We start from the raw sequence: 15,862 nt of genomic DNA, 5'->3' as shown, positions 1-15,862 counted from the left end.
CTTAAATCTCCTCGACCGGAGCTACATCAGCTTTTGGCCGCTTACCGGGTATTGCTGGAGCATCAAACTGAAGTTGAACCTTACCATCAGCGTCAATATCGACATCCACGTGACCACCCTGCGCCAACTTGCCAAATAGTAATTCGTCAGCAAGTGCTTTACGTACCGTATCTTGAATGATTCGCTGCATTGGTCTTGCGCCCATGAGCGGGTCAAAACCATGTTTAGCCAAATGGGCACGCAATGCCGAACTAAATGTAGCATCCACCTTCTTCTCATGGAGTTGCTCTTCTAACTGCATCAAGAACTTATCCACCACACGCATGATGATGGTCTCATCAAGCGCCTTGAAAGAAACAATCGCATCTAAACGATTACGGAATTCTGGCGTGAAGAACTTCTTGATATCCGCCATCTCATCACCAGACTCACGCGCATTAGTAAAGCCGATGGTGGACTTCTGCATTGCTTCTGCACCAGCATTCGTTGTCATGATGATGATGACGTTACGGAAGTCAGTCTTGCGACCGTTATTATCCGTGAGAGTGCCATGATCCATGACCTGCAAGAGAATATTGAAAATGTCTGGATGCGCTTTTTCAACCTCATCAAGTAGGAGAACGCAATGCGGCTTCTTGTTAACAGCCTCAGTGAGTAAACCACCTTGATCAAAGCCTACATATCCTGGAGGGGCACCAATTAAGCGACTGACAGCATGACGCTCCATATACTCAGACATATCAAAGCGGAGAAGTTCGATACCTAAAATATAGGCGAGCTGCTTAGCAACCTCTGTCTTACCCACACCAGTTGGACCCGAGAACAGGAATGAACCAATCGGTCTATCGATTTTGCCAAGTCCAGCACGAGTCATCTTAATTGCGCTCGCTAGAGCCTCAATGGCAGGATCTTGACCAAACACCACACTTTTAATATCTCGATCTAATGTTTGCAGCTTGCTACGATCATCCACCGTTACAGATTGTGGCGGTATACGGGCAATCTTCGCTACGATCTCTTCAATCTCTGGACGACCAATAGTTTTCTTCTGTTTGGACTTTGGCAAGATGCGTTGCGCTGCACCTGCCTCATCAATCACATCAATTGCTTTATCTGGCAAATGGCGATCATTGATATAACGAGAAGATAATTCAGCTGCGGCTACCAAAGCTGCGGAAGCGTACTTAACGCCGTGGTGTTCTTCGAAGCGTGACTTCAAACCACGCAAGATTTGCACGGTCTGATCGACAGTGGGCTCAACCACATCGACTTTCTGGAATCGACGTGACAATGCGGCATCTTTTTCAAAAATGCCCCGGTACTCAGTAAAGGTAGTTGCACCGATACACTTGAGCTGGCCATTTGATAGCGCAGGCTTTAGTAAATTGCTCGCATCCAATGTGCCACCCGATGCAGCACCCGCACCAATTAAGGTATGAATCTCATCAATAAATAGAACACCATGGGCGCTGTCTTTTAAAGACTTAAGAACACTCTTCAAGCGTTGCTCAAAATCTCCGCGGTACTTAGTACCCGCTAATAGCGCGCCCATATCTAATGAGTAGACTGTGGCATCAGCCAAGATCTCAGGGACATCACCCTTCACAATTCTCCAAGCTAAACCTTCAGCAATCGCAGTCTTACCCACGCCTGCCTCACCCACCAATAGGGGATTATTTTTACGACGACGGCACAGCACCTGAATCACGCGCTCGACTTCACTATCGCGGCCAATCAGGGGATCAATCTTGCCCTGCTTAGCTAGTACATTGAGGTTCTGGGTGTATTGCTCTAAAGGACTTTCCTTGCCGCCAGACGACGCATCCTCGGTCTCTTGGGTGGCCTCAGCGGGCTTCACATTCTCAGCTTGATCTTTACGTACACCGTGGCTAATAAAGTTCACTACATCCAAACGAGTGACGCCTTGCTGCTGCAAGAAATACACCGCATGAGAATCTTTTTCACCAAAGATAGCTACGAGTACATTCGCCCCCGTAACTTCTTTCTTCCCATTTGAAGTGGATTGCACATGCATGATGGCGCGTTGGATCACGCGCTGAAAACCCAGAGTTGGCTGGGTATCAACTTCATCGTTACCCGGAACCACAGGCGTATTGTCGTTAATAAAATTTTTGAGCTGGGCACGAAGCTCAGCAATATTGACAGCACAGGCTTTTAAAACCTCCACTGCGGTCGCATTGTCAAGTAAGGCGGCAAGCAAATGCTCCACCGTAATAAATTCATGTCTTGAAGCTCGCGCATCAACAAACGCCATGTGCAAACTTACTTCTAATTCCTGGGCAATCATGCTTCCTCCATAGTGCACTGTAGTGGGTGACCCGCTTCGCGGGAGAGCTCGATAACTTGATGCACTTTTGTTGCTGCAACATCACGTGTAAATAAACCGCAAATACCTTTACCAACCAAATGAACCTGCAACATGATCCGTGTAGCCGTCTCATGATCCTTATTAAAATACTCCTGAATGACCATCACCACAAATTCCATTGGCGTGTAATCGTCATTTAATAGTAAAACTTTATACATCGAAGGCGACTTTAATTTCTCGGCCTGCTTTTCGAGAAGAATGGTGTCCTCAATGTGGGGGTTGTTTGGATTGCCAACCGTTGGATTTTTCGTTGTACGACTCATATGAAACATTCTAAACACAGATGTGAAAATTAGGATTCGGCAGCTTTGTTGCATAAAAACCATCCAGAAAGTGCCTTAAACACTATATTGGGGCGTTTTTCGATAAAAAAAGGGGGGTTAAATAGTAACTATATTTACCCACCCCCTTGACACCCCACCATAAAGGGCAAACAATCAGGGGGTAGGCTTCATTTGAAGTCCTATTTAGGCGTGTTGTAGAGCGAGACTGATTAAAAAGTATTCACCCTCATCACGGTTGTTTTAAGTTTATGTAATGGAGTTCGCATGGCGACCGGAATTGTTAAGTGGTTCAATGATGCAAAAGGTTTTGGCTTTATCAAACCTGATGATGGTGAAGAAGAGTTGTTTGCGCATTTCAGCGCAATCACAATGCCTGGGTTTAAAACACTCAAGGAAAACCAAAAGGTAACGTTTGATATTACCCAAGGTCCTAAGGGCAAACAAGCTACTAATATCCAAGCAGCTTAATCTGCTTTAGATCATTACTAAAACCCAGGACTTGTTCCTGGGTTTTTTTTCGCCTACATTTTCTTGTCTTACTAGCCCTGCCTTAAAATTAGCTTCACTCACACCCACCAATCAAAACACTATGCGCTCACCCAATATCAAAAAATTGATCTTTTCACTTGCAGCGATTGCTGGGATCTTTTTAAGCACCGCGTTTGCCCAGCAGAATGTTGGCTTGCCAATGATTGAGCTCAAAACTGGGATCTATCGCATTCAGGCAGAGTTAGCTGATACACCTAAAGCGCGTGAGGTTGGACTCATGAATCGCACCAGCATGCCCACGAACTCTGGCATGCTTTTTATCTTCGAGCAAAAAGCAGGGCATTGCTTCTGGATGAACAACACAAAGATTCCCCTATCGATTGCCTTCATTGCTGATGATGGCAAGATTGTGAATATCGAAGAGATGCAAGCGGAAACTACTAACAACCACTGTCCTAAGGCAGCAGTACGTTATGCACTTGAGATGAATAAGCAGTGGTTCTCCGAGAGAGTCATCGTGCCTGGCACAGTCATTCAAGGGCTTCCTAAAAAATAAGAGGGTGATCCTAGCCATAAAACAAAAAACGCAGACTCAGGTCTGCGTTTTATTTTGGGCGCAAGCAGCATTAACATCTTGCTTATCAGCCTACTTATTCAAAGTGACAAACATAGTGCACTGGAGATTCGGCACGAATGATGAAATAACCCCCTTTTGCTACTTCCCAGCTTTGGCCCGCCTTGAACTCGACTTCTGGGGCGCCGTTAATACTGACAAACGCATTACCGTCAACCACTTCCATGATTTCTTTAGTGCTGAGGTCAAAACGTAAAGTACTTGGCAATACAACGCCAACAGATTTACGAACGCCGTTTGGCAAAGTCACGGTATGAGATACGCACTTACCATCGAAAAATACATTGGCTTTTTTGCCTACAGAAACTTGATCAAATTGCATCTTCATTCTTTCTAATCTGAATTACTAGTTGGTTGTTTTATCTGAATTATTTAGCACGCTTACGTCTTGCAGTTTCAGCAATCCGCATACGCAAAGCATTAAGCTTAATAAATCCACCCGCATCGGCCTGGTTATACGCACCGCCATCATCATCAAAGGTGGCGATAGTCTGATCAAACAAAGTATTCGCTGAATCGCGCGAGATCACAGAGACAGATCCTTTGTAGAGCTTCAGACGCACAACACCGTTCACCATTTGTTGCGTGTGATCGATTAAGGTTTGCAGAGCCAGACGCTCTGGCGCCCACCACAGGCCGTTATAGATCAGGCTTGCGTAACGTGGCATCAGGTCATCCTTGAGGTGAGCTACTTCACGGTCTAAAGTAATACTCTCAATACCGCGGTGCGCTTTTAACAAGATAGTGCCGCCAGGGGTTTCATAGCAGCCACGGCTCTTCATACCTACAAAGCGGTTCTCAACCAAGTCAAGACGACCAATGCCATGCATGCCGCCGATGCGATTGAGTTCAGCTAATAACTCATGTGGCTTATAGGCTTTGCCATTAATTGCCACCGGATCACCGGAACGGAATTCAATTTCAATAATTTCTGGGGCATCTGGAGCTTTTTCAGGAGATACCGTCCAACGCCACATAGATTCTTCTGCTTCAGCATTCGGGTTTTCGAGATGACGGCCTTCATAACTGATGTGCAATAAGTTGGCATCCATAGAATATGGTGAGCCACCTTGCTTATGCTTCATCTCTACTGGGATGCCATGCTTTTCTGCATAGGCCATGAGTTTTTCACGAGAGAGTAAATCCCACTCGCGCCATGGTGCAATTACTTTAATTCCTGGCTCAAGGGCGTAATAGCCCAACTCAAAACGTACTTGGTCATTACCTTTACCAGTGGCGCCATGCGATACAGAGTCCGCACCAGTCGCGCGAGCAATTTCAATTTGACGCTTAGCAATCAACGGACGCGCGATGGAGGTACCCAAAAGGTACTCGCCTTCGTAAATCGTATTGGCGCGGAACATGGGAAACACAAAGTCACGTACAAACTCTTCACGCAAGTCGTCGATAAAGATATTTTCTGGCTTGATGCCAAACTGCAGCGCTTTGGCGCGTGCCGGCTCCAACTCTTCACCCTGACCTAAGTCAGCTGTGAAAGTAACGATCTCACATTGATAGGTATCTTGAAGCCATTTGAGAATCACACTGGTATCAAGACCGCCGGAATACGCTAAAACTACTTTTTTAATATCAGACATAATTTCTATTCAATCAAAAAATGAATCAATAAAGAACCAAGATAAATTACTTAAACAATTAATCCAAACGGCCACAGAGTAAGTACTCCATTAAGGCCTTTTGAACATGCAAACGGTTTTCGGCCTCTTCCCAAACGATGCTTTGAGGGCCATCAATCACTTCTGCAGAAACCTCTTCACCACGATGCGCCGGCAAGCAATGCATGAACAAAGCCTCTGGTTTTGCTAAGGCCATTAGCTCTTCATCGACCATCCAGTCTTTAAAAGCAGTCATACGAGAAGTATTTTCATCTTCGTAGCCCATGCTAGTCCACACATCAGTGGTGACTAAATCGGCACCTTTACAAGCATCCTTTGGATCAGCGCAAATCGTCAGATGCTTTAAAGCCCTCTCGGTCAATCTGGAACTATCCAGCTGATATCCACTAGGGGCGGAGAAGCGAATTTGAAAATCCAAACATTCTGCCGCCTGAATCCAGGTATAGGCCATGTTGTTGGCATCACCTACCCAAGCAACTGTTTTCCCTTGGATGGCACCGCGGGCCTCTACAAAAGTAAAGATATCGGCCAAGACTTGGCAAGGATGGTATTCGTTTGTAAGGCCGTTGATCACAGGCACTCGAGAATTAGCGGCAAAGCGCTCAATAATCTCTTGGCCAAAAGTACGGATCATGATGATGTCCGTCATCCTGGAAATCACCTGCGCAGCATCCTCCACAGGCTCGCCACGACCTAACTGGGTATCTCGGGTATTGAGGTATACAGCATGACCACCAAGCTGGTGTATGCCCGCCTCAAAAGAAAGGCGGGTACGAGTTGAATGCTTCTCAAAAATCATTGCTAGAGTGCGATCGTGCAAGGGGTGCCAAGTCTCGTAACTTTTGAACTTCGTCTTAAGCCAAGCAGAGCGCTTGAGGAGATAGTCATATTCTTTACGCGTCAGGTCGGCAAACTGCAAGTAATGCTTAACCTGGCCGGGCACTTGGGGCTTTGCCAAAGATGTCATTTTTGAGCTTTCTACTAGAGTTTTAGCTTGCATTATTGTTTGGGGCATCGAACTGCACGAAAATAGTTCCTAAAGTTATCCTAGGGCCTTCGCAGACTGTTAAGCTAAGGTCTAAGTAACACCGATTCCTTACTACGATTTCTACGCCAACTTGAACCACAAAAAGCTTTTCATTCAAGGCATTACAACCTCTGGCAAACCTTTTCGACCTAGCGACTGGGCCGAACGTCTTTGCGGGGTAATGGCCACTTTTCGCCCACCAGGCGATGCTGGTGATCCCCGCTTTACTTACTCACCTTATGCCAGACCAGTGGTTATTGCAAAAGTAACCTGCGTTGTTATTGATACCAGACTAAGAGACCTCGATCCGAGAGCGCTCGACTTTGTCATCAACTTTGCCAAAGACAATTGCCTGCCAATCGAAGAAGCCTGCGAATTCGAACCGAAACCGCGATCCCAGCCCTAAAAACAAAAACCCGCTCTGATAAGGAGCGGGCTTAGACCTAAATTACTTTAGAGTCTGCCTAAATCTATAAAAGTCTTACGCTGCCATCGCCTTAATAGCTGCAGACAAACGTGACTTCTGACGTGATGCAGTATTTTTGTGAGCAATCTTTTTGTCGGCAATCTTGTCGATTGTGGACTGAGTTGCTGCGAATACTTTAGCAGCAGCATCCTTGTCGCCAGTTTCAATTGCTTTGCGAACTGCCTTGATGGAAGTGCGAAGCTTTGAACGCAAGCTAGAGTTGTGCTCATTCTGTTTTACTGCCTGCCGTGCGCGTTTACGCGCTTGTGCGGTATTGGCCATCTTTAAACCTTGCTATATAAAAATTACAAAATACGGTTAACTAAAATTCTGTGTGGGTTCGCCAAATTTGTAAGCTGACTCACCAAAACCCAAGATTTTACATTAAAGGACTAAAAAAGCCCAGCCGCTTGATAAATAGGGGAAAATTAGCCTATGAATCTGCTTTCAGCTGCCGCTAAGGTCAGCTCCCTCACCATGCTCTCCCGAATTACTGGACTACTTCGGGAGACCCTGATTGCCCGTAGTTTTGGAGCTTCTGAGTGGACTGACGCCTTTAATGTAGCCTTCAGACTGCCCAATTTGCTACGTAGACTCTTCGCTGAAGGGGCCTTTTCTCAAGCATTTGTGCCCATTTTGGGAGAAATCTCCAGTCAAGGGGATGTAAAACAGTCCCAAATCCTCGTAAATGCTGTTGCCACGCTCTTATTTTGGGCCCTACTGCTAACGGTAGTCCTGGGGGTTATCGGCGCCCCTCTGTTGATTCTGGTGATTGCTACGGGATTTGAGGGCGGCCAAGCCTATGAGGCAAGCGTAGTCATGACCCGCATCATGTTCCCTTACATTGGTCTTATTTCGATGGTTTCCCTCTCTGCGGGGATCCTCAATACCTTTGGCCGTTTTGCCATTCCAGCATTTACTCCAGTTTTACTCAATTTAGCCCTAATCGGTAGTGCCATCTTTTTGGCACCCCACCTAGATCAGCCGATTTATGCTCTGAGTATCGGCGTGCTCTTAGGAGGCGTATTACAGCTAGCCATTCAAGTTCCAGCCCTCGCTCAATTGGGCTTACTTCCAAGAGTAGGACTGCTACCCGGGGCAATTACAGCGGCATTTAAAAATCCGGATGCACGTCGTGTCATGAAATTAATGGGGCCTGCTGTGTTTGCAGTTTCGGTCGCCCAGATTTCTCTCATCATTAATACCAATATTGCTTCTCGTTTACAAACAGGTAGCGTATCTTGGCTCTCTTATGCTGATCGCCTCATGGAATTTCCAACAGCCCTTTTGGGGGTAGCGCTGGGAACGGTCTTGCTACCGAGCTTGAGCAAAGCAAACGCAAAAAATGATTTGGTGCATGCGGGTGAACTGTTAATTTGGGGGTTGCAACTCACCTTTTTATTGGCAGCGCCATGTGCGATCGCTCTCTTTATTTTTGGAGAACCGCTAGCAGCAGTTTTGTATCACTACGGTAAATTCAGCGCTTTAGACGTGTTAATGACGCAGCGTGCTCTAGCAGCCTATGGTGTTGGACTAATTGGCCTTATTTTGGTGAAGATCTTAGCTCCCGGCTTTTATTCCCGCCAAGATATTCGCACACCAGTAAAGATTGGTTTGCTGGTCTTGGTGGCAACTCAATTAGCTAATTTAGTTTTTGTTCCTTGGTTAGGTCATGCCGGCCTTGCGCTATCGGTTGGCGCTGGCGCCTGCTTAAATGCCGCACTACTGTGGGTTGGCCTGCATCGACGTGGAGCCCTACCTAGCGCTGCATGGTTAAAGTATTTGGGGCAACTATTGCTTGCCTTAATTCCTTTTGCGCTCCTGATGTATTACGCTGCCACCGCACATGATTGGATAGCACTGCAATCTAGCCCCTGGATTCGAGTGGGCTTACTGGCTGCTTGGTTAGCCGCTGCAGCAGCAGTGTATTTCGCAGCATTATGGCTTGTTGGAATTCGCTGGCAAAAATTCCTGCGTCATGCAAAATAGCCTTTATGCCTACACAACAACTCGACTATTTCACATCCCTCGTAGCCGAAGACGAGCACTTCCCCCTAACTGAGGCAGCGGTGGCAGTTGCACAACATGCCTACCCAGATCTCGATGTTCAGGGCGTACTTGATCAGATCGATCAGTGGGGCAACAAAATCAAGCAGCGTATTACTCCGGACACACCACCGATTCAGCGCCTGCAGTTGCTCAAACATTTCTTTTATAACGAGTTAGGCTTTGGGCCAAACCAGAATGACTTCTACGCGCCTGAGAATTCTTACCTCCACCAGATCATTGAGAGTCGCCGCGGCATTCCCATCTCATTAGCCATCTTAATGATGGAGCTTGGACAGCAAATTGGTTTAAATATTCGCGGAGTATCTTTTCCCAATCACTTCATGATGCGTATTTCTTTGCAACAAGGCGAAATCATCATGGATCCGTTGAATGGCGAATCCCTCTCCAAAAATCAATTACAAGAAATGCTCGATCCCTATCTCGATGCCAAAGGCTATCGCGGTGAGCTCAGCCTGCCACTCAATATTTTCTTGCGAGCCTCTAGCTCTCGAGAAATTCTCTCGCGCTTTATGAGAAATCTCAAAATGATTTATTCAGAAGATGAACGCTGGGAACGTTTGCTGGGGATTCAAGAGCGGCTAGTGATTTTGTTGCCAGACTCAGCTGAAGAGGTTCGTGATCGTGGCTTGATCTTTGCACAACTAGAATATGTGAGACCTGCGATAGCTGATCTACATCACTACTTAGGCGAAATGCCTGGCGCAGAAGATGCGGCAGATATTCGTGAGCATATCGCCACGCTAGAGAGCCAAACTAAACTGCATTAGGCAGGGCGCACTCAATCTCAATAGTGCTTGCTTATTTCATTCTTATAATGGGGTATGCAAACTGAACCTCACATTCAGCCTACGCATTTACCTCATCAGCCACCCATACTTTGTATTGTTGGCCCCACGGGCGCAGGCAAAACCCATCTCGCGATGGCATTGGCTAAACATGCCAAATCCATAGGCCAGACTATTGAATTAATTAGTATGGACTCCGCACTGGTCTATCGCGGATTAGATATTGGTAGCGCTAAACCCACTCAGGCTGAGCAAGCTGCTGTTCAGCATCACCTCATCGATATCTTGGAACCCACTGAATCCTATTCAGCCGCGCGCTTTGCAAATGATGCCAAGCGGCTAAGCGAGGAAATTCGTGATCGGGGAAATATTCCCGTTGTAGTGGGTGGCACGATGTTGTACTGGCGAGCCTGGGCATATGGCCTCTCATCTCTACCGCCAGCAGACCCAGAAATCCGAGCCTGCCTCGATCAGAAAGGCAAAGCAATTGGCTGGCCTGCGATGCACGCTAAATTAGCTCAAGTTGACCCCATGACTGCCGCGCGTTTACAGCCCAATGATTCTCAACGAGTACAACGTGCTTTAGAAGTTTATGAAATTACGGGCAAGCCGATGTCCGAACTGCTGGCAGATTCACCAAGCGAAGATGGTAGGGAAGGGTCGGCTATTCCAGAATGGATTAATCTCATTTCATTAGAGCCAAGTGATCGCTCCCGCTTGCATCAGAACTTAGAAAAACGGTTTGATGAGATGCTTACTGGAGGATTATTAGAAGAAGTTGCACTATTGAGAAAAAATCCTGATCTGCATGGTGATCTGCCCGCCATTCGCTCGGTGGGTTATCGTCAAGTCTGGGAATATTTATCTGGTGAAGTAGACCAAGCCGAAATGCGCTACAAGGCACTGGCAGCTACTCGGCAGCTTGGCAAACGACAATTAACTTGGTTGCGCGCGATTGCTGGAAGAAAAACATTTGACCCGTTCAACCCAACTGAGTTAAACGCGGCCCTTGAGTATTGCAAGCAAAGCCTAAATCAATAGGTTTTTACTGAGTATTAAATAACGATAGTTTGTGGTGCGCCAGCAGGACGCTCTACAACTTCACCAACTGTCCAAGCATGTAAACCCTCAGCCTTGAGAGATTGGATTGCAGCATCAGCTTGATCAGTAGACACAATTACTACCATACCAATACCGCAGTTAAATACGCGCACCATTTCCGCATCGGCTACGCCACCCTTCATTTGTAGCCAACGGAATAGTTCTGGCATTTGCCAGCTATCGCGATGCAATACTGCTTGAATATTTTCTGGCAGTACGCGTGGCACGTTATCCACTAAGCCACCGCCAGTGATGTGGGCCATGCCCTTCACATTGATTTCATTGATCAACTTTAGTAATGGCTTGACATAAATTTGTGTCGGAGCCATTACGACATCACCCAAAGGTCGGCCGCCCAAATCATCAGTTGGCTTGGCTCCGGCACGCTCAATAATTTTACGGACTAGTGAATAGCCATTGGAATGTGCGCCACTAGAAGCAATTGCCAAGACCACATCTCCTGGGGCAATCGTTGCACCAGTAATAATTTTAGATTTTTCAACTGCACCAACAGCAAAGCCGGCTAGATCGTATTCACCTGGAGGATACATACCGGGCATCTCAGCAGTTTCACCACCGATCAGTGCACAACCAGATAACTCGCATCCAGTCGCTATTCCGCCAACGACAGTGGCTGCAGTGTCGACAGTGAGCTTGCCGCAAGCGAAGTAGTCCAAGAAAAAGAGGGGTTCAGCACCTTGCACCAAAATGTCATTCACGCTCATCGCCACCAAATCCTGGCCGATCGTATCGTGACGATTCCACTCAAAGGCCAATCTGAGCTTGGTACCAACCCCATCAGTACCGGATACCAAAACTGGCTCTTTGTAGCGTTTTGGGACCTCAAACAGGGCACCAAAGCCACCAATCCCCGCTAGCACGCCTTCACGCATGGTTTTCTTGGCTAAAGGCTTAATACGATCCACCAAGTCATCACCAGCATCGATATCGACACCTGCGTCACGGTAGGAAAGGCCTTTTGAGGAAGAATCGGTAGATGAGTTCATGGCAGAGATAGAAGATTAGTAAAAAACGCTACTTGGTCGGTAGAATCATTGAATTCTAGAGGATTCGAGGACGATGGCTGAAATTTTTACCCCTTTTCTGACTGCATTTATTCTGGCTTATGCCTTGCGCCCAGTTTGCTTGTGGCTTGAGAGGCATCGCCTACCCCGCGCAGCGGCCGCTGGGATTGCCATGATTTTTGGCCTGCTTGTCGTATTTTTAATACTGACTCTATTTATTACTCTCCTCAAAACCGAAATCCCCCTAATTAAGGCTCAATTTCCGACTTGGCTCCAAAATACGCAAGCCTGGCTTGGCCCCAAGTTGAGTGAATTTCATATTGATGTGGATTGGGGCACGCTTAAATCCAGTGCGACTCAAAAAATTACCACGCACCTTAACGACAATTCCGATGCGCTCATGTCCTCCACCTTGGAGACTGTGCTGATGTCAGGCAGCTCGGTTATTGCAGGATTCGTTAATGCGGTTCTGATCTTGTTTGTCATGTTTTATTTGTTGATCGACTGGAACCATTTTTTCAAACTCGTTAGAACGATTGTTCCGGTCCGCGCACAAGATACGGTCCACCACCTCGCAATGCATGCTGATGGCTTACTCTCGCAATACCTCCGGGGCATGCTGATTGTGATTTCGATCATGTCCGTTTTCTACAGCGTAGGCTTAAGCATCATTGGGGTTCAAGGTGCGGTCGCCTTAGGCGTCTTTACTGCGCTGATGATTGTGATTCCCTATATCGGCATTACCCTGGGCTTTACTCTAGCAGTCCTTGCGGCCCTTTTGCAATTTGGGCCTGGTGGCGCCATTATTGGAGTCCTAGTGCTGTATGGACTAGGTCAATTTATTGAGGGCTTCTTTCTCACGCCACGCCTAGTGGGTGAACGAATTGGCTTGCACCCCGTTGCCGTGCTCTTTGCATTACTGTTATTTGGAAAATTATTTGGTTTCTTTGGTGTCCTACTCGCATTACCTATCAGCGCAGTTGGTTTGGTGCTTTTGCAATATGGCTGGACACGCTACACCCAATGTCCGTGGTACCAAAAGTAAATTACTGCAGCAATGAATAGTCCATCACTACCAAGACAGTTTGCACTCGATATCGGTCACACACCCAAACCCAGCTTAAGTAATTTTTTAGCCGGAGAAAATCTAGCGCTGTACTCTACTTTATTGACTATAGCTAAATCCTGGGAAATGAATACCCCAAGATTAGCCAGTGAGAACCCTCTCAATGAACGCTGGATCTATTGGTGGGGGCCAGAAGGCTCTGGTCGCACCCACTTACTCGGTGCAATCGGCAATGCTGCTCAGCCATTAGGCTTGAAGCACTTCCCCCTAACTCCCAATGAACCCATTTCTTGGGTGAGTCTGGAGGAAAATCTGCCTGCTCTTTGCTCCAGTGCTGCACCCTCAGTTATTACCGTTGATGACGTAGATCGACTTGATGAACGCCTCGTAGCCTCCTTATTTCGTATCCTGAATGCCATTCAGGGTAGTGAAGCAATACATATTTTCATGGCAGGTAATGCTGCCCCTGGTGCATTAAGACTGAGAGAAGACCTGCGCACCCGACTGGGATGGGGCTTGGTCTTTCAAACCCATCTTTTGGGCGATGATGAGAAAATAGAAGCCTTACAGCAAGCTGCGCAAGCGCGCGGCTTGGTTTTATCGTCAGATGTATTGCCTTGGTTGCTAAATCGCTTTTATCGAGATATGCCCAGCCTGATGGCATTGATTGATGCTTTAGATGCTTACTCACTAGAAACAAAACGCGCTGTCACCTTGCCCCTCGTTAGAGAGCTCTTGCAGCCTAAATAAATATTAATGACTCAATTAGCACTGTTCGATTTAGATCACACTCTTCTCCCCTGCGATAGCGATTACGAATGGGGTCAGTTCTTGGCGCGCATTGGTGTAGTCGATAGGAAGTACTATGCGCAGCAAAATGAACGCTTTTATCAAGATTACAAAGATGGAAAGCTCAACATCCAAGAGTTCCTACGCTTTGCATTAAAGCCACTCTCCGAACATTCTCGCGCACAGCTCAAAGAATGGCATGATGCCTTTATGCAAGAGGTCATTACAGGCCAGCTCCGTCAACAGGCGCTTGACCTCGTGAAGCGCCACCAAGATGCTGGCGATCTTTGCTGTGTTGTGACTGCAACCAATAGCTTTGTTACTCGCCCAATCGTAGAAAGTTTTGGCATCGAACATCTGGTAGCTACTGAACCTGCCACTGTGGGAGATCAGCCTTTCGCCGATTTCACAGGTGAAGTTAAGGGGATTCCGAGTTTTCGGGAGGGCAAAATTCAACGAGTTCATGATTGGCTTGCTACTCAAAATCTAGCATTCGATGGGTTGCCACAAAGCTATTTTTATTCAGACTCGATGAACGATTTACCTCTCCTTGAAAAAGTGAGCAATCCTGTTGCCACCAATCCAGATGCTCGCCTACGTGATGAAGCCTTAAAACGTCAGTGGCCCATACTTGAACTGTTTGCATGATTACCAAATTTATTAAACGCATTTTGCGTCGTGATCCGATGATCCGACATACTGCAGTCCATACCTCTGGTGCGCCGAAACGAGTCCCTAAAAAAACTCACCGCATTGACCCAGATTTACTTTCTAAAAATGCTGTGAAGGTAACTCAAACATTGCAGCAGGCTGGTTATGATGCATTTATTGTGGGTGGCGCCGTACGAGATTTAGCTTTAGGCATCGGTCCCAAGGACTTCGATGTGGCAACCAATGCCACCCCAGAGCAGGTACAAAAACTATTTCGCAAGGCACGCCTCATTGGTCGTCGCTTTCAGATTGTGCATGTCACTTTCTTTGGTAAAGGCCAACCTGAAATTATTGAGGTATCTACCTTTAGAGCTCTACTAGAGAACGCTGGCGAGCATGTAGCAGAAAATGGCCGCATCTTGCGCGATAACGTCTGGGGCAGCCAGCATGAAGATGCTGCACGCAGAGATTTCAGTATCAATGCGATGTACTACGACCCTGCTACTGAAACCGTACTCGACTATCACGGCGGTATGGCTGATATGCAGAAGAAGACATTGCGCATGATTGGTGACCCGGCTAAGCGCTATCGTGAAGATCCGATTCGGATGCTGCGCGCCATTCGCTTTGCAGCCAAGACCGGCTTTACCTTAGACGCAGCAACGCGCGCACCCATCGCCAAATTAGGTAAATTGATTCACGATGTACCTTCTGCTCGCCTCTTTGATGAAATTCTCAAGCTACTCATGTCTGGTTACTCATGGGCTGCGATTCAAGGTCTTAAGGACGCGGGGCTCCATCACGGCCTCCTGCCCTTACTGGATCACATCTTGGATCAGAGTGCAGACTCTAAAGAAGCAAATGATTTTGTTCGTCTTGCCCTTGCCAATACCGATCAACGTATTCAATCGGGCAAAAGTGTTTCGGCGGGCTTCTTGTTTGCCACCCTACTTTGGCCAGATCTGCTCAGCAATTGGAAAAAGAATATCGCCAAAGGGATTTCTAACATTCCTGCACTACATGACGCCATGGATGAGACCATTGCCAGCCAAAGCAGCGGCATGGTAATTCAGCGTCGCTTCGAGAGTGATATGCGGGAAATCTGGTCCATGCAGCCCCGCTTTGAAAAGCGTGTTGGACGCTACCCTTATCGCCTGATTGAATCTCCACGTTTTAGAGCAGGTTATGACTTTATGCTGCTGCGTTGCGCCACGGGAGAAAAGAATTCAGCTCTGGGCGAATGGTGGACAAGCTTTATTGCCACTGACCCAACTGAACAAGAAGCTCTGATGGCGAGCGTTAAAAACGAGACTGGCAATAGCGCCTCCCCCACAAAACGACGTCGCCGTAGAAAAGCCAAAGTGGCTGAACCCAGTGAAATTCCAGCAGACTAAGCAGACTTGAGAAAAATTCAGTAAAGTAGTTTCAGTAGTTTTTCTGTACCCCTCT

At 47.0% G+C, this 15,862-nt stretch carries 17 protein-coding genes; 10 read left to right on the top strand and 7 right to left on the bottom strand.

Features of this window, described 5'->3' with window-relative positions; all coding sequences use genetic code 11:
• Position 1: 1 nt before the first annotated feature.
• Together clpA and clpS are read right to left on the bottom strand one after the other, a co-directional pair.
• Positions 2-2,308 (bottom strand): ATP-dependent Clp protease ATP-binding subunit ClpA, encoded by a 2,307-nt coding sequence (gene clpA / locus ICN26_RS06160; RefSeq protein WP_216267556.1) that lies wholly within the window; start codon positions 2,306-2,308, stop codon positions 2-4.
• Complete coding sequence (gene clpS, locus ICN26_RS06155) at positions 2,305-2,661, bottom strand: ATP-dependent Clp protease adapter ClpS (RefSeq protein ID WP_046331280.1); 357 nt, start codon at positions 2,659-2,661, stop codon at positions 2,305-2,307. Before clpS ends, clpA begins: the two co-directional genes overlap by 4 nt.
• Positions 2,662-2,937: 276 nt before the next feature.
• Between clpS and ICN26_RS06150 the strand changes: the two genes are divergently transcribed.
• Together ICN26_RS06150 and ICN26_RS06145 are read left to right on the top strand one after the other, a co-directional pair.
• Entirely contained in the window at positions 2,938-3,141 is a 204-nt protein-coding gene (locus ICN26_RS06150) for a cold-shock protein (protein WP_011903586.1), read from the top strand.
• A gap of 121 nt (positions 3,142-3,262) precedes the next feature.
• Positions 3,263-3,718: a DUF192 domain-containing protein gene (locus ICN26_RS06145; protein ID WP_216267555.1), complete on the top strand. Its 456-nt coding sequence runs from the start codon at positions 3,263-3,265 to the stop codon at positions 3,716-3,718.
• 94 nt (positions 3,719-3,812) lie between these two features.
• On the opposite strand, the gene ppnP is transcribed toward ICN26_RS06145, so the two are convergent.
• From ppnP to argF, 3 genes are read right to left on the bottom strand one after another with little or no spacing between them, the layout of a single operon-like run.
• A complete protein-coding gene (ppnP, locus tag ICN26_RS06140; protein WP_216267554.1) occupies positions 3,813-4,118 on the bottom strand; it encodes a pyrimidine/purine nucleoside phosphorylase in 306 nt (101 codons plus the stop codon).
• Between the two features lie 46 nt (positions 4,119-4,164).
• Positions 4,165-5,394: an argininosuccinate synthase gene (locus ICN26_RS06135; RefSeq protein ID WP_215354786.1), complete on the bottom strand. Its 1,230-nt coding sequence runs from the start codon at positions 5,392-5,394 to the stop codon at positions 4,165-4,167.
• A gap of 58 nt (positions 5,395-5,452) precedes the next feature.
• A complete protein-coding gene (gene argF, locus ICN26_RS06130) occupies positions 5,453-6,400 on the bottom strand; it encodes an ornithine carbamoyltransferase (protein WP_216267679.1) in 948 nt (315 codons plus the stop codon).
• Positions 6,401-6,551: 151 nt separating this feature from the next.
• Here argF and ICN26_RS06125 point away from each other — a divergent pair, with 151 nt between their 5' ends.
• Complete coding sequence (locus ICN26_RS06125) at positions 6,552-6,866, top strand: DUF3579 domain-containing protein (RefSeq protein WP_216267553.1); 315 nt, start codon at positions 6,552-6,554, stop codon at positions 6,864-6,866.
• A gap of 75 nt (positions 6,867-6,941) precedes the next feature.
• Here ICN26_RS06125 and rpsT read toward each other — a convergent pair whose 3' ends face one another.
• Positions 6,942-7,208, bottom strand: a complete 267-nt coding sequence (rpsT, locus tag ICN26_RS06120) for a 30S ribosomal protein S20 (protein WP_046330744.1) — start codon at positions 7,206-7,208, stop codon at positions 6,942-6,944.
• A gap of 153 nt (positions 7,209-7,361) precedes the next feature.
• On the opposite strand from rpsT, the gene murJ reads away from it, so the two are divergent.
• The 3 genes from murJ to miaA are packed head-to-tail and all read left to right on the top strand — an operon-like array spanning position 7,362 to position 10,822.
• Positions 7,362-8,915, top strand: a complete 1,554-nt coding sequence (gene murJ / locus ICN26_RS06115; protein ID WP_216267552.1) for a murein biosynthesis integral membrane protein MurJ — start codon at positions 7,362-7,364, stop codon at positions 8,913-8,915.
• Positions 8,916-8,920: 5 nt separating this feature from the next.
• On the top strand, positions 8,921-9,763 hold the full coding sequence (locus ICN26_RS06110; protein ID WP_216267551.1) for a SirB1 family protein: 843 nt from the start codon (positions 8,921-8,923) through the stop codon (positions 9,761-9,763).
• A gap of 54 nt (positions 9,764-9,817) precedes the next feature.
• The gene (gene miaA / locus ICN26_RS06105; RefSeq protein WP_216267550.1) at positions 9,818-10,822 is read left to right on the top strand and encodes a tRNA (adenosine(37)-N6)-dimethylallyltransferase MiaA; all 1,005 of its coding nucleotides are present in this window, start codon (positions 9,818-9,820) and stop codon (positions 10,820-10,822) included.
• A gap of 14 nt (positions 10,823-10,836) precedes the next feature.
• On the opposite strand, the gene purM is transcribed toward miaA, so the two are convergent.
• Positions 10,837-11,889 carry a phosphoribosylformylglycinamidine cyclo-ligase gene (gene purM / locus ICN26_RS06100; protein WP_216267549.1) on the bottom strand — a complete coding sequence of 351 codons (1,053 nt, stop codon included), beginning with the start codon at positions 11,887-11,889 and terminating at the stop codon, positions 10,837-10,839.
• A 73-nt stretch (positions 11,890-11,962) separates the two neighbouring features.
• On the opposite strand from purM, the gene ICN26_RS06095 reads away from it, so the two are divergent.
• Genes ICN26_RS06095 through pcnB form a run of 4 tightly spaced genes read left to right on the top strand, consistent with a single transcriptional unit; the run spans position 11,963 to position 15,807 of the window.
• The gene (locus tag ICN26_RS06095) at positions 11,963-12,952 is read left to right on the top strand and encodes an AI-2E family transporter (protein ID WP_216267548.1); all 990 of its coding nucleotides are present in this window, start codon (positions 11,963-11,965) and stop codon (positions 12,950-12,952) included.
• A 12-nt stretch (positions 12,953-12,964) separates the two neighbouring features.
• Complete coding sequence (gene hda, locus ICN26_RS06090) at positions 12,965-13,723, top strand: DnaA regulatory inactivator Hda (RefSeq protein ID WP_216267547.1); 759 nt, start codon at positions 12,965-12,967, stop codon at positions 13,721-13,723.
• Positions 13,724-13,729: 6 nt separating this feature from the next.
• Positions 13,730-14,410, top strand: a complete 681-nt coding sequence (locus ICN26_RS06085) for a histidinol-phosphatase (RefSeq protein ID WP_216267546.1) — start codon at positions 13,730-13,732, stop codon at positions 14,408-14,410.
• A complete protein-coding gene (pcnB, locus tag ICN26_RS06080) occupies positions 14,407-15,807 on the top strand; it encodes a polynucleotide adenylyltransferase PcnB (protein WP_216267545.1) in 1,401 nt (466 codons plus the stop codon). The genes ICN26_RS06085 and pcnB overlap by 4 nt, the downstream gene beginning before the upstream one ends.
• Positions 15,808-15,862 lie beyond the last annotated feature (55 nt).

Origin of the sequence: Polynucleobacter hallstattensis, from assembly GCF_018881835.1 — a bacterium.
Taxonomy (GTDB): domain Bacteria; phylum Pseudomonadota; class Gammaproteobacteria; order Burkholderiales; family Burkholderiaceae; genus Polynucleobacter; species Polynucleobacter hallstattensis.
The sequence above is the reverse complement of the archived record's forward strand: the minus strand, read 5'-3'. Positions and strand labels throughout refer to the sequence as shown.

Coding starts and splice junctions, on each gene's coding strand:
- clpA (WP_216267556.1), bottom strand. CDS start 2,308: ATGATTGCCCAGGAATTAGAAGTAAGTTTGCACATGGCGTTTGTTGAT.
- clpS (WP_046331280.1), bottom strand. CDS start 2,661: ATGTTTCATATGAGTCGTACAACGAAAAATCCAACGGTTGGCAATCCA.
- ICN26_RS06150 (WP_011903586.1), top strand. CDS start 2,938: ATGGCGACCGGAATTGTTAAGTGGTTCAATGATGCAAAAGGTTTTGGC.
- ICN26_RS06145 (WP_216267555.1), top strand. CDS start 3,263: ATGCGCTCACCCAATATCAAAAAATTGATCTTTTCACTTGCAGCGATT.
- ppnP (WP_216267554.1), bottom strand. CDS start 4,118: ATGCAATTTGATCAAGTTTCTGTAGGCAAAAAAGCCAATGTATTTTTC.
- ICN26_RS06135 (WP_215354786.1), bottom strand. CDS start 5,394: ATGTCTGATATTAAAAAAGTAGTTTTAGCGTATTCCGGCGGTCTTGAT.
- argF (WP_216267679.1), bottom strand. CDS start 6,400: ATGACATCTTTGGCAAAGCCCCAAGTGCCCGGCCAGGTTAAGCATTAC.
- rpsT (WP_046330744.1), bottom strand. CDS start 7,208: ATGGCCAATACCGCACAAGCGCGTAAACGCGCACGGCAGGCAGTAAAA.
- murJ (WP_216267552.1), top strand. CDS start 7,362: ATGAATCTGCTTTCAGCTGCCGCTAAGGTCAGCTCCCTCACCATGCTC.
- ICN26_RS06110 (WP_216267551.1), top strand. CDS start 8,921: ATGCCTACACAACAACTCGACTATTTCACATCCCTCGTAGCCGAAGAC.
- miaA (WP_216267550.1), top strand. CDS start 9,818: ATGCAAACTGAACCTCACATTCAGCCTACGCATTTACCTCATCAGCCA.
- purM (WP_216267549.1), bottom strand. CDS start 11,889: ATGAACTCATCTACCGATTCTTCCTCAAAAGGCCTTTCCTACCGTGAC.
- ICN26_RS06095 (WP_216267548.1), top strand. CDS start 11,963: ATGGCTGAAATTTTTACCCCTTTTCTGACTGCATTTATTCTGGCTTAT.
- hda (WP_216267547.1), top strand. CDS start 12,965: ATGAATAGTCCATCACTACCAAGACAGTTTGCACTCGATATCGGTCAC.
- ICN26_RS06085 (WP_216267546.1), top strand. CDS start 13,730: ATGACTCAATTAGCACTGTTCGATTTAGATCACACTCTTCTCCCCTGC.
- pcnB (WP_216267545.1), top strand. CDS start 14,407: ATGATTACCAAATTTATTAAACGCATTTTGCGTCGTGATCCGATGATC.